Source organism: Streptomyces triculaminicus (genome assembly GCF_017349075.1).
GTDB lineage: Bacteria > Actinomycetota > Actinomycetes > Streptomycetales > Streptomycetaceae > Streptomyces > Streptomyces triculaminicus.
The window spans coordinates 511,156-527,056 of record NZ_JAFMOF010000001.1 but is presented as its reverse complement, the minus strand read 5'-3'; the positions used below and the strand labels follow the sequence as shown (position 1 = coordinate 527,056).

At 75.1% G+C, this 15,901-nt stretch carries 12 protein-coding genes and 1 pseudogene; 9 read left to right on the top strand and 4 right to left on the bottom strand.

Annotated features, from left to right (window positions below; all coding sequences use genetic code 11):
• Nucleotides 1-13 precede the first annotated feature (13 nt).
• Genes J1792_RS02465 through J1792_RS02455 form a run of 3 tightly spaced genes read right to left on the bottom strand, consistent with a single transcriptional unit; the run spans nt 14 to nt 2,873 of the window.
• The gene (locus tag J1792_RS02465; RefSeq protein WP_086573625.1) at nt 14-1,348 is read right to left on the bottom strand and encodes a coenzyme F420-0:L-glutamate ligase; all 1,335 of its coding nucleotides are present in this window, start codon (nt 1,346-1,348) and stop codon (nt 14-16) included.
• On the bottom strand, nt 1,345-2,313 hold the full coding sequence (gene cofD / locus J1792_RS02460) for a 2-phospho-L-lactate transferase (RefSeq protein WP_086573627.1): 969 nt from the start codon (nt 2,311-2,313) through the stop codon (nt 1,345-1,347). Before cofD ends, J1792_RS02465 begins: the two co-directional genes overlap by 4 nt.
• A 47-nt stretch (nt 2,314-2,360) precedes the next feature.
• Nucleotides 2,361-2,873, bottom strand: coding sequence for a cysteine dioxygenase (locus J1792_RS02455; protein WP_086573628.1), 513 nt, complete (start codon nt 2,871-2,873; stop codon nt 2,361-2,363).
• Between the two features lie 762 nt (nt 2,874-3,635).
• Between J1792_RS02455 and J1792_RS02450 the strand changes: the two genes are divergently transcribed.
• The 3 genes from J1792_RS02450 (at nt 3,636) to J1792_RS02440 (ending at nt 9,365) form a co-directional block, all read left to right on the top strand.
• Nucleotides 3,636-3,899: a WhiB family transcriptional regulator gene (locus tag J1792_RS02450; RefSeq protein WP_004952403.1), complete on the top strand. Its 264-nt coding sequence runs from the start codon at nt 3,636-3,638 to the stop codon at nt 3,897-3,899.
• Between the two features lie 304 nt (nt 3,900-4,203).
• Entirely contained in the window at nt 4,204-7,842 is a 3,639-nt protein-coding gene (locus J1792_RS02445) for a glycosyltransferase family 2 protein (protein WP_207246594.1), read from the top strand.
• Nucleotides 7,839-9,365, top strand: a complete 1,527-nt coding sequence (locus J1792_RS02440; RefSeq protein ID WP_207246593.1) for a DUF5719 family protein — start codon at nt 7,839-7,841, stop codon at nt 9,363-9,365. The genes J1792_RS02445 and J1792_RS02440 overlap by 4 nt, the downstream gene beginning before the upstream one ends.
• 35 nt (nt 9,366-9,400) lie before the next feature.
• Here J1792_RS02440 and J1792_RS02435 read toward each other — a convergent pair whose 3' ends face one another.
• The gene (locus tag J1792_RS02435) at nt 9,401-9,805 is read right to left on the bottom strand and encodes a metallopeptidase family protein (protein ID WP_242645423.1); all 405 of its coding nucleotides are present in this window, start codon (nt 9,803-9,805) and stop codon (nt 9,401-9,403) included.
• A 343-nt stretch (nt 9,806-10,148) separates the two neighbouring features.
• On the opposite strand from J1792_RS02435, the gene J1792_RS02430 reads away from it, so the two are divergent.
• The 6 genes and pseudogenes from J1792_RS02430 to J1792_RS02405 all read left to right on the top strand — a co-directional run bounded on the left by J1792_RS02430 (nt 10,149) and on the right by J1792_RS02405 (nt 15,899).
• Complete coding sequence (locus J1792_RS02430; RefSeq protein WP_207246592.1) at nt 10,149-10,502, top strand: DUF3499 domain-containing protein; 354 nt, start codon at nt 10,149-10,151, stop codon at nt 10,500-10,502.
• A gap of 91 nt (nt 10,503-10,593) precedes the next feature.
• Entirely contained in the window at nt 10,594-11,958 is a 1,365-nt protein-coding gene (locus J1792_RS02425) for a phosphomannomutase/phosphoglucomutase (protein WP_086573448.1), read from the top strand.
• Nucleotides 11,959-12,056: 98 nt separating this feature from the next.
• Nucleotides 12,057-12,242, top strand: coding sequence for a Trm112 family protein (locus J1792_RS02420; RefSeq protein WP_086573449.1), 186 nt, complete (start codon nt 12,057-12,059; stop codon nt 12,240-12,242).
• A 70-nt stretch (nt 12,243-12,312) separates the two neighbouring features.
• Nucleotides 12,313-13,488 carry an SIS domain-containing protein gene (locus J1792_RS02415; protein ID WP_207246591.1) on the top strand — a complete coding sequence of 392 codons (1,176 nt, stop codon included), beginning with the start codon at nt 12,313-12,315 and terminating at the stop codon, nt 13,486-13,488.
• A gap of 85 nt (nt 13,489-13,573) precedes the next feature.
• Nucleotides 13,574-14,778: pseudogene (gene manA, locus J1792_RS02410) on the top strand (mannose-6-phosphate isomerase, class I).
• A gap of 155 nt (nt 14,779-14,933) precedes the next feature.
• Nucleotides 14,934-15,899, top strand: a complete 966-nt coding sequence (locus J1792_RS02405; protein WP_086573452.1) for a cation diffusion facilitator family transporter — start codon at nt 14,934-14,936, stop codon at nt 15,897-15,899.
• The last annotated feature ends 2 nt before the right edge of the window (nt 15,900-15,901 follow it).

Below are 15,901 nucleotides of genomic sequence, written 5' to 3'. Positions count from 1 at the left end.
GGGCACTCTCGGCCTACCGCACCACCACGAACGCGTCGGCGTCCCGCGCGCCCCGGGCCCGCGGCGCGGCCGCCGGCCGGCCCACGGCCACGGCGCCCATGGGATGCCAGTCCTCCGGCAGTTCCAGCACCTCGCGCACCACGTCCGGACAGAACATCGTCGAGGACACCCACGCCGACCCCAGCCGCTCACTGGCCAGCGTCACCAGGAAGTTCTGCACCGCGGCCCCCATCGCGACCACGAACATCTCCCGCTCCGCCGCCGAGCGCCGCGCGTCGGGATAGTCGTGCGAGCCGTCCATGACCAGGCACGGCACCACCAGGTAGGGCGCGTTCCGCAGCACGTCACCGCGCCGCACCCGCTTGGCGATGCTCGCCTCCGAGCGCCCGTCCGCCCGCAGGTCCGCGACCCACGCGTCCCGCATGGCGTCCAGCAGCCGGGTCCGCGACTCCGCCGACTCCAGCAGCACGAACCGCCAGGGCGTCGTGTGGTGCGGCGCCGGCGCCGTCACGGCCGCGGCCACGGCCCGCCGCACCGCGCCCGGGTCCACGGGGTCGTCCGTGAACTCCCGGACGGTGCGCCGCAGCGACACCGCCTCCCGTACGGCCTCCGAGGTGCCCAGCCGGAACATGTCGTCCTCGGCCGGCCGCACCAGCCACCGGGCGCCCTCGTGCTCCGGCGCTTCGGTCACGACGTGCGCCAGCCCGCGCACCACGGCGACGGGCAGCCCGCCGGCCTTCCCCTTGACCAGGTCGCCGGCCGCGGCCAGCTCGTCGACGGTCGCCACGACGGTGGCGACCAGCGGATTGCCGTACGCGTCCACACCGCCGCGCAGGTCGTCCGCGACCCGCACTCCGGCCGCGCCGATCGCGAAGTCCGTGACGCCCTTGCGCCAGGGCCGCCCGGCCGTGTCGGTCACCACGACGCCCACGTCGACCCGCAGCGCGTCCCGCAGCCCGTCGCGGATGCGCCGGGCGGAGGCGTCCGGGTCCTCGGGCAGCAGCAGCACGGTGCCCGCCTCCGTGTTGGAGGCGTCGACGCCTGCCGCGGCCATGACCAGGCCCAGCCGGTTCTCGACGACGCGCAGCGTGCCGCGCCGGGCCACCAGCCGTACCGTCTCCGCGTCGATCGCGGCCTCACGGTCCGCGGCCGCCTGGATCCGTCCCTCCGCCTTGCTGACGATCTTGGAGGTGACGACGAGGACGTCCCCGTCGGCGAGCCCCGGCCGTCCCTCGGCCGTCACGGCGGCGGCGATGAGCTTGACGAGGTCGTCCCCGGGGCGCACCTCGGGAATCCCGGGCACGGCCCAGACGCGGAAGCCGGGGGCCGGCGTCTCGTCGGCGCTCATCCGCGCACCTCCTCGGCCAGGGCCAGCGCCTCACGGGCCATGGCGGCCGTGGCGTCGAGGTCGGTCATCATCAGCGGTACGGCCCGGCAGCGGATGCCCGCCTCCTCGACCTCGGCCACGGCGTCCGCGTCCACGGAGTCCACGAGCCAGCCGTCGATCAGCCCGGAGCCGTAGTGCCGCGCGACGGCCGCCGCGGTGGCCTCGACGCCGACGGCCTCGAGCACCTTGTCGGCCATGCCCCGCACGGGCGCGCCGCCGACGATGGGGGAGAGGCCGACCACGGGAGCGGAGGACGCGGCGACGGCCTCCCGGATCCCGGGCACTCCCAGGATCGTTCCGACGCTCACCACGGGGTTGGACGGCGGAAAGAGTATGACGTCCGCGGCGGCGACGGCCTCCAGCACGCCCGGCGCCGGCTTGGCCGTCTCCGCGCCCACCGGAACGATGGCGTGGGCGGTCACCGAGGCGTGCAGCCGCACCCAGTACTCCTGGAAGTGCACGGCCTTACGGGCGCCCTCGCCGCCCTCGGGGTCGTCGATCATGACGTGCGTCTCGACGCGGTCGTCGCTCATCGGCAGCAGCCGCACCCCCGGCCGCCACCGCGCGCACAGCGCCTCGGTGACGGCGCTGAGCGGGTACCCGGCGCCGAGCATCTGCGTCCGCACGATGTGCGTGGCGAAGTCGCGGTCGCCGAGCCCGAACCACTCGGGCCCGACGCCGTAGGCGGCCAGTTCCTCCTTCACCGCGAAGGTCTCGCCGGCCCGGCCCCACCCCTGCTCCTCGTGGATGCCGCCGCCGAGCGTGTACATCACCGTGTCGAGGTCCGGACAGACCTTCAGCCCGAACAAATGAATGTCGTCGCCCGTGTTCCCGATGACGGTGATCTCGGCGTCGGGGACTGCTGACTTGAGGCCACGAAGGAAGCGGGCGCCCCCGATCCCGCCGGCCAGAACCACAATGCGCATGGTGGCAGTCTGTCAGCAGAGGAACACGCGCTCGCAGAAGGGCGGCCCTACGACGCCGCGACCGGGGAGGCGGAGGCGGCCAGCGCGCCGCAGTGCGCCTGCCGCGCCGGGTGCATCGGCATCTCCGTGAGCCCCGGGAAGTACACGTGCAGGCTCACCGCCGGCTCGAGCGAGTCGTTGACGACCTCGTGGGCGTAGCCGGGGGCGAAGACCCGCTGCGCCCCGGCCTCCAGCACGCGGTGCGCGTCCCCGGAGCGCTCCGACAGCTCGCCCTGGAGCACGGTCATCACCCCGGAGGAGGGGCCGTGGTCGTGCGGCCCGCTGCCCTGGCCGGGCACCCAGCTCAGCAGCCAGACCTCGTATCCGGGGCCGGTGCGCAGCCGGTGGTACCAGCGGGTGACGGCGTCGTAGCGCACCAGCGGGGCCCAGGAGGCGGCGTCGGCGGCGATGGTGCGGGCGAGGCCGGCGAACTCGGCGACGGTGGCCGGGTGGGCGGCGGGCGCGGGCATCAGGTGGGGGAGGGCGAGCGGGTCGCCGGCGATCTGGACGTCGCTGTTCATTGCGGGATTCCTCGACGGATGTGCTGTGCGGCGGCACGAGTCGGACGATCGGACGATCAGACGGGTGGCGTCGACGGCCGACGACATGCACCCGAAGGGGCGCGGGCCGAAGGCGTGACGACGGCGGCGAGCCGGTGAAGGGATCACCGGAAGGCCGGAGCGATCAGAAAGAGCCCGAAAGGCTCGGAAAGATCAGCTGGAGCGAAGGCGAGAAGGCATCAACAGCTGGAACAGCGACAGCGCGCGTGCACAGCACAGCGGGACCCGTAGGCACGGGTCAGGCTGAGGGTCCCCGGGGCGGTGGCCACGGGAGCGTAGGTCGCTGGCATGCGAACAAGGAGACCGGCTCGACCGCCCGCCTGTCAACCGCATGTCCCTTTTGGTGGCCTCTTTCACTCTTCCGGTTACAGAGTGAGGTCAAAGGTTTGTGTCGCGGTGTGTGCGGACAGTCGGGCGGCAGGGGGAGTCGTAAACATCGTTCCGTGCCTCGTTGGGACGGTCCTGCAACGGCTTCGCCGCGTGCCGCGTCCTCTTCATATAAGTGGGGAGAGCGGGACGCTTGTGACGACTGAGGGAAGTGTCCACTCTTGTGGTGGTTTGGCAACTTTCCGCTCAGCCTTGGTTCCGCAGAGTGAATAAGGGGCCCAATAGCAGATCCCGGCTTGACTGGCCCGGATCGGCGCACTTGTAATTTCACTCGTGTCGTTCTGCCGCACCTGACGCGCGGCAGCACACGGGGACGCAATCAGACGAGGGGCGCACATGACCGAGCTGTTCCAGCAACTGCTGGTCGAGGAGGCGGACGAGGAGCTCGGCTGGCAGGAGCGCGCGTTGTGCGCTCAGACCGACCCCGAGTCCTTCTTCCCCGAAAAGGGCGGTTCCACCCGCGAGGCCAAGAAGGTCTGCCTGGCGTGCGAAGTCCGCTCGGAATGCCTTGAATACGCACTGGCGAACGACGAACGCTTCGGCATCTGGGGCGGTCTGTCGGAGCGTGAGCGCCGCCGCCTCAAGAAGGCCGCGGTCTGACGTCCGCGGTCCGACGGCCGGCGTCGCGACCTGACGAGATGTCTTGTCCAAGGCAGTACACGGGGACTGAGGGCCTGTCCGCTCCACCCTCCACCACCACCCGCCTCATACCGCACGGTCCGCCTCTCGCACCCCGCACGCGAGAGGCGGACCGCTGTGTTGACGGGCACGCCCGGCGCCGCGAGCACCGCCGCGTACCACCACTAGGGTGAGGCCCCTCCGGAGTCGCACCACCGCCCTCTCCGGGGCCGATACCCTCCGGGGCCCGACGTCACCGCACTCCGAACCGGGGCCCGCAGCTGCCATGTTCGACCCCACCCTCCCCGCGTTGTTCGACCCCGCCATCCCGCCCGCGTTCCCCCGTCACGTCGTCACCGCCGTACTCGTCGCCCACGACGGCGCCCGCTGGCTCCCCGACGCCCTCTCCGGCCTGCTCGGCCAGGAACGGCCGGTGCAGCACACCGTGGCCGCCGACACCGGAAGCACCGACGACTCCCGCCGCCTGCTCGCCGACGCCCTGGGCGCCGACCACGTCCTGCACCTCGCCCGCCGCTCCGGCTTCGGAACGGCCGTCGAAGAGGCCGTCCGTACCGCCCCCGAACACACCGCGGACGACCTGCCCTACCTCAGGCGCTCCAGCGGCTGGGACCCCGTCAGCCGCGGCTGGACCGAGGACGCCCCCGGCACCGACCGCGCCGACCTCGAACCCGTCCACTGGCTGTGGCTGCTCCACGACGACTGCGCCCCCGAACCCGCCGCCCTGCACGAACTGCTGCGCGTGGCCGAGGCCGAGCCCGAAGCGGCCGTCATCGGCCCCAAGATCCGCGGCTGGTACGACCGCCGGCAGCTGCTCGAGGCCGGCGTCTCCATCGCCCGCAGCGGCCGCCGCTGGACCGGCCTGGAGCGCCGCGAACAGGACCAGGGCCAGCACGACCGGGTACGGCCCGTCCTGTCGGTCTCCACGGCGGGCATGCTCGTCCGCCGCGACGTCTTCCACGCGCTCGGCGGCTTCGACCCCCGCCTGCCGCTGATGCGCGACGACGTCGACCTGTGCTGGCGCGCCCACGCCGCCGGCCACCGGGTGCTCGTCGCCCCCGACGCCGTGCTGCGGCACGCCGAGGCCGCCGCCCGCGAGCGCCGCCCCGTCGACTGCGTCGGCCGCGGCAGGGTCGACCCCCACCGCGTCGACAAGGCGGGCTCCGCCTACACCCTCCTCGCCAACACCCGCGGCCCGCTCCTGCCGTACGTCCTGCTGCGGCTCGTCCTCGGCACCCTGCTGCGCGCCCTCGGCTACCTCGTCGGCAAGGCCCCCGGGCAGGCGCTCGCCGAAGCCGCGGGGCTCGCCGGCGTGCTGATGCGCCCCGGGCGCATCAGCACGGCCCGCAAGCGGCGCGCCCCCGCCAAGGCCGCACCGGACGCGCTGCGGCCGCTCTTCCCGCCGCCCGGCGCGACCGTCCGCGCGGCCGTCGAACAGCTCCTGAGCGACGTCGGCGGCAGGACGGACGACCGGTACTCCGCCACCGGCCGCCACGGCGCCGTCGAGTCGGGCCCCACCGGCGACGAGGCGGACTACCTCGAGGCCGAGCAGTTCGCCCGGCTCAAGCGCCTCGTACGCAGGCCCGCGCCCGCCCTCTTCGCCCTCCTGCTGCTCGTCTCCGCCGTCGCCTGCCGCCACCTGATCGGCGGCGGCGCGCTGTCCGGCGGCGCCCTGCTGCCCGCCCCCGCCCACGCCGCCGGCCTGTGGGCCGCCTACACCGGCGACTGGCACCCGGTCGGCGTGGGCACCACCGCGAGCGCACCGCCCTACCTCGCGATCCTGGCCCTCCTCGCGGCGCTCCTCCCGGGCTCCGCCGACCTCGCCCTCACCCTCCTCCTGATCTGCTCGGTCCCGCTCGCCGGCCTCGCCGCCTACCTCACCGCCCGCCCGCTGACCGCCTCCCGGCCGCTGCGCGCCTGGGCCGCCGTGACGTACGCCCTCCTGCCCGCCGTCACCGGCGCGCTCGCCACGGGCAGGCTGGGCACCGCCGTGCTGGCCGTGCTGCTGCCGCCGACGGCCCGCGCGGCCGTCACGGCGTGGGGGCGGCCGCCGGCCGGCGCTCCCCGGGCGGCCGGCGCCGCCCGGCGCGCGTGCTGGACGTACGCCCTGCTGCTGACCGTCACCACCGCCTTCACGCCCGTGGTGTGGCCGGTGGCCCTCGTGCTGGGCCTGGGCGCGCTGGCGTGGGGCCTGACGCGCGGCGGGACGGCGCAGGTCCGGGCGCTCGGGCCGCGCGTCCTGGCGGTGACCGCCACGCCGGTCCTGGTGCTCGCCCCCTGGTCGCTGGAGCTGTTCGCCCACCCCGGGCGCTTCCTGGCCGAGGCCGGGGCGGCCGGCCACGGGCAGGGCGCGGCCTCGCCGCTGGGACTGCTGACGGGCGACCCCGGCGGGCCCGGCACCTTCGGCGCCGTGCTGTCCGGCGGCCTCGTCCTGGCCGCGCTCGCCGCGCTGCTGCGCGAGGACCGGCGGCTCGCGATCCGTACCGCCTGGGTCGTGGCCCCGGCCGCGCTGCTCTGCGCGGCGCTGACCGGCGGCCGGGCCTGGCCGGGCCCCGCCATGCTCGTCTACGGCCTGGCCCTGATCGCGGCCGCCGTCGTCGGCGCCGAGGGGGCCCGCGAGCGCGTCGCCGCGCACGGCTTCGGCTGGCGGCAGCCGCTCGCCGTCCTGATCGCCCTCGGCGCGGGGGCGGTGCCCGCGGCCGCCGCCCTGACGTGGATGGCCGTCGGGGCCGACGGGCCGTTGCAGCGGCGCGATCCGGTGCAGGTACCGGCGTTCGTCGCCGAGGAGGCCGGCACCCGTGACCAGGCCCGCACGCTCGTGCTCGGCGGCCACGGCGACCGCGTCGCCTACACGCTCGTCCGCGGCTCGGGCGCCCGGACGGGCGACGCCGAACCGGCGGCCGCGGCGGGCCGCGACCCCCGCCTCGACTCCGTCGTCGCCCACCTCGTGGCGGGCTCCGGCGCCGACCAGGCGGACCGCCTCGGCGACTACGCCGTGGGCTACGTGCTCGTCCACGACGACGCGCCCGCCCTCGCGTCCCCCGGCGGCGGCCGCCGCCCCACGGCCCGCGTGCTGGACGCCACCCCCGGCCTGACCCGCCTCAGCCGGCAGGACCACCGCGCGCTGTGGCGGGTCGACCGGCAGGTCGCCCGCGTCACCGTCGTCGGCGGCGCCCGGCGGCAGGAGACCACGGAGAGGAGCGCCCCGGTGCCGGTCGCGGCGGGCCCCGTCGAGGCCCGCGCCACCATCCCGGCCGGACCCGCCGGCCGGGTGCTGCGCGTCGCGGACCGGGCCGCCCCCGGCTGGCGGGCCACGCTCGACGGCCGGCCGCTCGTACGCCGCACGGCCGACGGCTGGGCCCAGGGCTTCGTCCTGCCGGCCGGAGGCGGGCGGCTCGCCCTGACCTATGAGCCGTCGGCCGCCCGCACCGCGTGGCTGTGGGCGCAGGGGCTGCTCGCGGCCGTCCTGGTCGTCCTCGCGCTGCCGGGACGCCGCCGCCAGGTCGACGACGACCTGCCCGAGCGGGCGTCGGCGGCCGTTCCGGCGCAGGCCGGGGCGGGCGAGGGCCGCCGGGCGCGCAGGCTGCGGGCCGCGGCGGGGGCGGCGTCCGGGTCCGCCACGACCGCCGCCGCGGTAGCGGAGCGGACCGAACCGGCCCCCGCCGCCGATCCGTACGCCGCCGTCCCGCACCCGCAGTACCCCGCATGGGACGCCGACGCGGGCTACGAGCAGCCGTACGGCGACGACGGCTACGGCCCGGCCACGGGCGCCTGGCCCGAGCGCGACGAGCGGCCCGGGCACGACGAGCACGAGCCGCCGGACGCGGCCCAGGGGCGGTATCCGGCGGACCCCTACGCGGGCGGCGCCTACGACCCGTACGGCCATGACGGGAGCGAGCAGCGGTGAAGCGCACCACCTTGTCCTTGTTCGCCGCCACGGCCTCGCTCGCCGTCGTCACCGGAGTGGCCGCACTCGACCCGGCGTCCGGCGGCGCCGGCACGGGCGCCCGGACGAGCTCCGCGCGCCTGCCCGTCCAGCGGTCGACGCTGCTGTGCCCGGCGCCGGTGAGCTCGGACGCGAGCGAGACGACGTACGCCGCGTTCACGCCGCCGGGCACGGACGGGCCGCGGACGTCCTCGGCGGACCTGCTGCCGGCGGCGGGCCCGGCGCGGACCGAGGCCGCGAAGGACGCGCGCAAGGACGCGAGGCGCAAGGCAGCGGGAGCTCGGGGCGCGAACGGCCCCGTCCTGTCCGTGAAGGAACCCGGCCGGCCCGTCACCGTCACCACGGACCGCGCCGACGCCCCCGCCCTCCTCGGCACGGCCGACGGGCCGCTCGCCCCCGGCTGGAGTGCCCAGCAGACCACGACCGTCGCGTCGGGCGCCGGGCGCGGGCTGCACGGGGTGGCCTGCGCGGCGCCCGACACCTCCTTCTGGTTCCCCGGCGCGAGCACCGCCAAGGGCCGCCAGGACTATGTGCACCTCACCAATCCGGACGGCGCGGCGGCCGTCGTCGACGTCGAGCTCCACGGCAAGGACGGCCGGGTCGGCACCCCCGCCGAGGACGGCGTCAACGTCCCGCCCCGCTCGACCGTCGCGGTGCTGCTGTCGTCGCTGACGGACGCCGCCCACGAGGACCTCACCGTGCACGTCGCCGCCCGCTCCGGGCGGGTCGGCGCGGCGGTGCAGACGACGGACGAGGCGCTGGGCGGCGACTGGCTGCCGCCGTCCGCCGACGCGTCACCGGCCGTGGTGCTGCCCGGCATTCCGGCGGACGCCACGTCGGTGCGGCTCGTCGCGTTCGCTCCGGGCGCGCGGGACGCCGACCTGGTGCTGCGGCTGGCCGGTCCGGACGGCTCGATCAGCCCGGCGGGGCACGAGTCGCTGCACCTCAGGAGCGGCCTGACCGAGGCCGTGGACCTGGGCGACGTCACCCGGGGTGAGGCGGGCTCCCTGCTGCTGACCGCCGAGCGCGGCAGCGCCCCGGTCGTCGCCGCGCTGCGCGTCACGCGCGGCACGGGCAGCGCGCGGGAGACGGCCTTCATCCCGGCCACACCCGCCGTCGAGGCGCGCGGCACCGTCGCCGACAACCGTGGCAGGGGCGGCGTCCTGTCGCTCACCGCTCCGGGGGAGGAGGCCCGGGTGCGGGTGACGGCGTCGGCGGGCAGCGGGGGAGGCGCCCCTCTCGCCCGGACCTACACCGTCCGGGCGGGCAGCACGCTGGCGGTGGAGCCGCCGCGGCCGCGCGGCGGCAGGGGCGTGTACGCGCTGACCGTGGAGAAGCTCTCCGGCGGACCGGTGCACGCCTCGCGGATGCTGACGCTGGTGCAGGACGGTGTGCCGATGTTCACGATCCAGCCGGTCGCGGACGACCGCTCCACGGTGGTGGTGCCGGAGGTGGAGCAGGACCTGTCGGTGCTGAACGACTGACCGGACGGCTGACCGCTGCGAGGCGGGGCGGGGCGTCAGTCCTGCCCGTAGCGCGGGTCCACCGACTCGGGGGCGAGCCCCAGGAGTTCGGCGACCTGTTCGACCACGACCTCGTGCACGAGCAGCGCGCGCTCGTCGCGCGCCTTGGTGCGGATCTCCACCGGACGGCGGTAGACGATGATCCGGTCGGGTGCGTCGCCGCGTGCGGCGATGTACCGGCCGAGCGGGACGGAGTCGCCCTGGAGGAGGTCCAGGACGCCGGGCCCCTCCGGGCCGCCGCCTCCGGTGGGGACGGGCACCTCGAGGACCAGGAACTCCACCGCCGACAGCTGCGGCCAGCGCCTTTCCAGCCGTTCGGCGGAATCCTGGACGAGATCCACGAACGCCTCGGCCCGGCTGGCCGACAACGGCACCTGTGGGGGCGCGATGGGTCCGCGCATGCCGCGTCCATGGCGGTCGCGGTGGCGTGGTCGCGGTCCGTGCGGTCGGGGGGATACGGGGTTGTCCATCACTTCCGAGGGTATCCGCCGGGCGGCGGTACGCACGCGGGAGTCGCCCATCTCCTGGCATGTCGCCCGATGAGCGTTCCGGCCATCTATGCGATCAATTAAGGCCACCTCCGGTATAGGCGCTCGCACGCCGAATGACACTATGTGTGCCTGGTGGTGACCGATTTCTCGTCGCCGGACGCCCCTGAGTTCCGCCTGTCGCACGGGCCGACCAGGCCGTTCGGCAACGGCGTCCACGGGACGAAGCGGGACGACACGGAGGGGTGAGCCGGGGGTGAGTCGTCGCGGCCCGCTCAAGAGTGCGGTACCGTCCCACCTCGTGAGCTCTGTACGTCGCTGTTCGCGCACCGCGTGCGGCCGCCCGGCCGTCGCGACGCTGACGTACGTCTACGCCGATTCGACCGCCGTCCTCGGCCCGCTCGCCACCTACGCCGAACCCCACTGCTACGACCTGTGCGCCGTGCACTCCGAGCGGCTGACCGCCCCCCGGGGCTGGGAAGTCGTCCGTCTCGCCGTGGACACCGGCCCGAGCCGTCCCAGCGGTGACGACCTCGAAGCCCTGGCCAACGCCGTGCGCGAGGCCGCCCGCCGAGGCCACCTCAGGGTCCTGCGTTCCCCCGACTCCTGACGAGCCGTACGTCCGTGCGGCGCTCCGCACGGTCGGCGGCACCGGTGACGGCAGGTAGGTTTGTTGTCCCGTATTGGCACTCCAGGAGGGGATGGCTGTGGCTGATCTGTCGCAGATCGTGAAGGCGTACGACGTGCGCGGCGTCGTGCCCGACCAGTGGGACGAGTCGCTGGCCGAGCTGTTCGGTGCCGCCTTCGCCCGGGTCACCGACGCGAGCGCGATCGTGGTCGGTCACGACATGCGCCCCTCCTCTCCCGGCCTGACCCGCGCCTTCGCGCGCGGCGCCGCGGCCCTCGGCGTGGACGTCACCGAGATCGGCCTCTGCTCCACCGACCAGCTCTACTTCGCCAGCGGCCAACTGGGCCTCCCCGGTGCGATGTTCACCGCCTCGCACAACCCGGCTCAGTACAACGGCATCAAGATGTGCCGCGCCGGCGCCGCACCCGTCGGCCAGGACACCGGGCTGAGCGAGATCCGCGCCCTCGTGGAGGGCTGGGTCGCCACCGGCGCCCCCGAGCCCGCCGCCACCCCCGGCACGATCACCGAGCAGGACGTCCTGGCGGACTACGCCGCCCACCTGCGCTCCCTGGTGGACCTCGGCCGGATCCGCCGCCTGAAGGTCGTCGTCGACGCGGGCAACGGCATGGGCGGCCACACGGTCCCGACCGTCCTCGACGGGCTGCCGGTCGACCTGGTGCCCATGTACTTCGAGCTCGACGGCACCTTCCCCAACCACGAGGCCAACCCGCTCGACCCCGCGAACCTCGTCGACCTGCAGGCCAGGGTCCGCGAGACGGGCGCCGACATCGGCCTCGCCTTCGACGGCGACGCCGACCGATGCTTCGCCGTCGACGAGCGCGGCGAGCCCGTCTCCCCCTCCGCGATCACCGCCCTGGTCGCCGCCCGCGAGCTGGCCAAGCACCCCGGCGGCACGATCATCCACAACCTCATCACCTCCTGGTCGGTGCCCGAGGTCGTCGAGGAGCACGGCGGCAAGGCCGTCCGTACGCGTGTGGGGCACTCCTTCATCAAGCAGGAGATGGCCCGCACCGGCGCGATCTTCGGCGGCGAGCACTCCGCGCACTACTACTTCCGCGACTTCTGGAACGCCGACACCGGCATGCTGGCGGCCCTGCACGTGCTGGCGGCCCTCGGCGGCCAGGACGGCCCGCTGTCCGAGCTCGTACGCCAGTACGACCGCTATGCCGCCTCCGGCGAGATCAACTCCACCGTCGCCGACCAGGCCGACCGCGCCGCCGCCGTCAAGGCCGCCTACGAGGGACTCGAGGGCGCCACCCTCGACGAGCTCGACGGCCTGACCGTCACCACCGCCGACTGGTGGTTCAACCTCCGCGCCTCCAACACCGAGCCCCTCCTGCGGCTGAACGTGGAGGCCCGCGACGAGGCGACGGTGACCCGGGTGAGGGACGAGGTCCTGGCGATCGTGCGGGCGTGAACCACCCGCCCGGCGGGCCCCGCACGTCCGTCCCGGCCCAGCCGGGTATGTGGCTTACGCTGACCACAAAGAACCCGTACATCCCGAAGGGAACCCCCATGCCGCTCGAAGCCGGCCTCCTGGAGATCCTCGCCTGCCCGGCGTGCCACGCCCCCCTCCGCGAGGAGAACGCCACCGAGGAGACCCCCGAGCTGGTGTGCGAGGGCGCGAGCTGCGGTCTGGCCTACCCCGTCCGCGACGAGATCCCCGTCCTGCTGGTGGACGAGGCCCGCCGCCCCGCCTGACCCGCCCCGGCCTGCCCGCACGCGAGGGCAGGCTTCCCCGTACCGCACGGCGACCGGAGGCTGATCCCCGTTGTTCGACGAGTCACTCCTCGATAACCCCGACGGCCTCTCCCGCGCCGACCTCCACGGCCTGCTCCGGGGCGCCGCCGAATCCGGCGCCCGGGTCCGCACGGCCGCCCGCAACGCGGCCGAGGCCGGCGTGGGCGCCCTGCAACCCGACGGCCGCCCGCGCACCGTCCTGGTCGCCGGCCCCGGCCCCGCCGCCGGCTCCACCGCCGACCTGCTCACGGCCCTCGCCGGCGACACCTGCCCCGTCACCCTGGTCCGCCCGGCCGGCGTCGCCCCGGCCCCCGGCGCCCTGCGCTGGACCCTGCCGGGCTGGACGGGCCCGCTCGACCTCCTGCTCGTCGCCAGCCCCGACGGCACCGAACCGGGCCTCGCCCTCCTCCTCGAGCAGGCCTACCGGCGCGGCTGCACCGTCGTCACCGTCGCCCCCGCCGGCTCCCCGCTGGCCGAAGCCACCGCCCAGGTCCGAGGCCTGGTGGTGCCGCTGACCAGCACCCCCTACGAGACCACGATGGCGGGCGGCGAGAGCGCCGCCGGCATGCTCGGCGACGTCTCCGACAGCGTCCTGCCCACCGGCCCCGGCACCCTGTGGTCCCTGGTCACCCCGCTGCTCGTGCTCGGCGACCGCGTCGGCCTCCTCGACGCCCCGGCCGCCGCCATCGAGGCGCTCGCCGACCGCCTCGACCACGTCGCCCAACGCTGCGGCCCCGCCATCGCCACCTACAGCAACCCCGCCAAGACCCTCGCCGCAGAGCTGGCCGGCACCGTCCCGCTGATCTGGACCGAGGGCGACCTCGCCGTCGCGGCCGGCCGCCGCTTCGCGACCGTCCTCGCCGCCCTCGCGGGCCTGCCCGCGCTCGCCGCCGAGCTCCCCGAGGCGCTCACCGCGCACGGCACCCTTCTCGCCGGCGCCTTCGCCGCCGGCGCCGACCCCGAGGACTTCTTCCGCGACCGCGTGGACGAGCCCGAGGCGCTGCACGCCCGCGTCGTCCTGCTGCGCGAACGCGAACCCGCCGTCACCTCGCCCGCCCCCGCCGCCCGCGAGCTGGCTCTGCACCGCGACACCCCCGTCAGCGAGCTCGAGGCGACCGAGGGCAGCAGCCCCCTGGAGATCGCCGCGGAGTTCCTGGCCATCACCGATTTCGCCGCCGTCTACCTGGCGCTCGCCTCGAGCCCGTAGAACAGGCGCAGACCCCGCCCGTACGAGTCCAGCGCGCGCAGTAACAGGCCGACCCGAGACTTCGCACCAACAGTCAGGAACGCCCATGGACCGCCTCGTCAACACCGTGCGCCCCTACGCGTGGGGCTCCACCACCGCGATCCCCGAGCTGCTCGGCACCCCGCCCACCGGCGAGCCCCAGGCGGAGCTGTGGATGGGCGCCCACCCCGCCGCCCCTCCCGCGTCGACCGCGGCGCCGGCCCGGTCCCGCTCGGCGACCTCATCGCCGCCGACCCCGAGGGCGAACTCGGCGCCACGACCGCGGGACGCTTCGGCCCCGTCCTGCCCTTCCTGCTCAAACTGCTCGCCGCGGCCGACCCGCTGTCCCTGCAGGTCCACCCCGACCTCGGGCAGGCCGCCGCCGGCTTCGCCGAGGAGGAGGCGCGCGGCGTCCCCCGCGACGCGGCGCACCGCAACTACAAGGACACCCACCACAAGCCCGAGCTCATCTGCGCCCTGACCCCCTTCGACGGCCTGTGCGGCTTCCGGGCCCCCGACGCCACCGCCGAACTCCTCGCCGCCCTCAGCGTCGACTCCCTCAAGCCCTACGCCGACCTCCTGCACGCCCGCCCCGAGAGCGCCGCCCTGCGCGAGATGCTCACCGCCGTGCTGAGCGCCGAACGCACCGCCATGGCCGAGACGGTCACCGCCGCCGCCCACGCCGCCGAGCGCCTCGCCGCGAGCGACCACCCCCACCGCGCCGCGTACGCCGCCTACGCCTCCATCGCCCGGCACTACCCCGGCGACCCCGGCGTCATCGCCGCCATGCTCCTCAACCACGTACGCCTCCAGCCCGGCGAGGCCCTCTACCTCGGCGCCGGAGTGCCGCACGCCTACCTCGACGGCCTCGGCATCGAGATCATGGCCAACTCCGACAACGTCCTGCGCTGCGGCCTGACCCCCAAGCACGTCGACGTCCCCGAACTGCTGCGCGTCGTCCGCTTCGAGGCCACCGAGCCCCGCGTCCTGCGCCCGGAGGCGGACCCCGACGGCGCCGAGGTGTACGAGACGCCCGTCGAGGAGTTCCGCCTCTCCCGCTACGCCCTGGCCGCCGGCTCCGAGCCCCACCGGCTCGACGACCGGACCCCGCAGATCCTGCTCTGCGTCGACGGCCGCGCCCGCCTGCGTGGCGAGGACGGCACCGAACTGACCCTCGGACGCGGCGAGTCCGCCTACGTGCGGGCGGGGGAGCGGGTCACGGCGGACGGCGAGGGCGCCCTCTTCCGCGCCTCGGTCCCCGCGTCGCGTTGACCGTCCGGGGCCTTTCGGGTCGACCGCCCGGACCTCTCGGCGCGCGGCCGGGCGCGACTGCTGCGACAATGACCGGCCGTAACCGGTAAAGGGAAAGCAAAGCAGGCGACCGCAGCAGCAGTAGTGGCGGAGTCGCGGAAGGGAAGTCCCGCACCATGAGTGCATCAGGCGGAACCAAGGCCATCGTCGCCGCCCTGGGCGCCAACCTGGCCATCGCGGTGGCGAAGTTCGTCGCCTTCGCGTTCAGCGGCTCGTCGTCGATGCTCGCCGAGGGCGTGCACTCGGTCGCCGACTCCGGCAACCAGGCACTGCTGCTGCTCGGCGGCAAGAAGGCCCGGCGCAAGGCGAGTGAGGAGCACCCGTTCGGCTACGGCCGCGAGCGCTACATCTACGGCTTCCTCGTCTCCATCGTGCTGTTCACCATCGGCGGCGTCTTCGCCCTCTACGAGGGCTACGAGAAGATCGCGGAACCGCACGAGCTCGACAACTGGTACTGGCCGATCGGGGTCCTCGTCTTCGCGATCATCGCCGAGGGCTTCTCCTTCCGCACGGCCATCAAGGAGTCCGACGAACTGCGCGGACAGCAGAGCTGGCGCTCCTTCATCCGTACGGCGAAGGCACCCGAGCTTCCGGTGGTCCTGCTCGAGGACTTCGGCGCGCTCGTCGGCCTCGTGCTCGCCCTCGGCGGCGTCGGCCTCACCCTCGCCACGGGCGACGGCATCTGGGACGGCATCGGCACGATGTGCATCGGCGCGCTGCTCGTCCTGATCGCCCTGGTGCTGGCCGCCGAGACGAAGTCGCTGCTCCTGGGCGAGGCCGCAGGCCCCGAGCAGGTGGCGAGGATCCGCGAGGCCGCCGCCGACGGCGAGAGCGTCCTCGGCGTCATCCACATGCGCACCCTCCACCTGGGCCCGGAGGAACTGCTGGTCGCCGCGAAGATCTCGGTCCGGCACGACGACACCGCCGCCCAGGTCGCCCGCGCGATCGATGAGGCGGAAGCCCGCATCCGCGCCGCCGTCCCGATCGCCCGCGTCATTTACCTCGAGCCCGACATCTACAGCGAGGCGGCGGCCGCGGCGGGCGAGGACCCCGCGGCGACACCGGGCGGCCCGGGGGCCTGAGC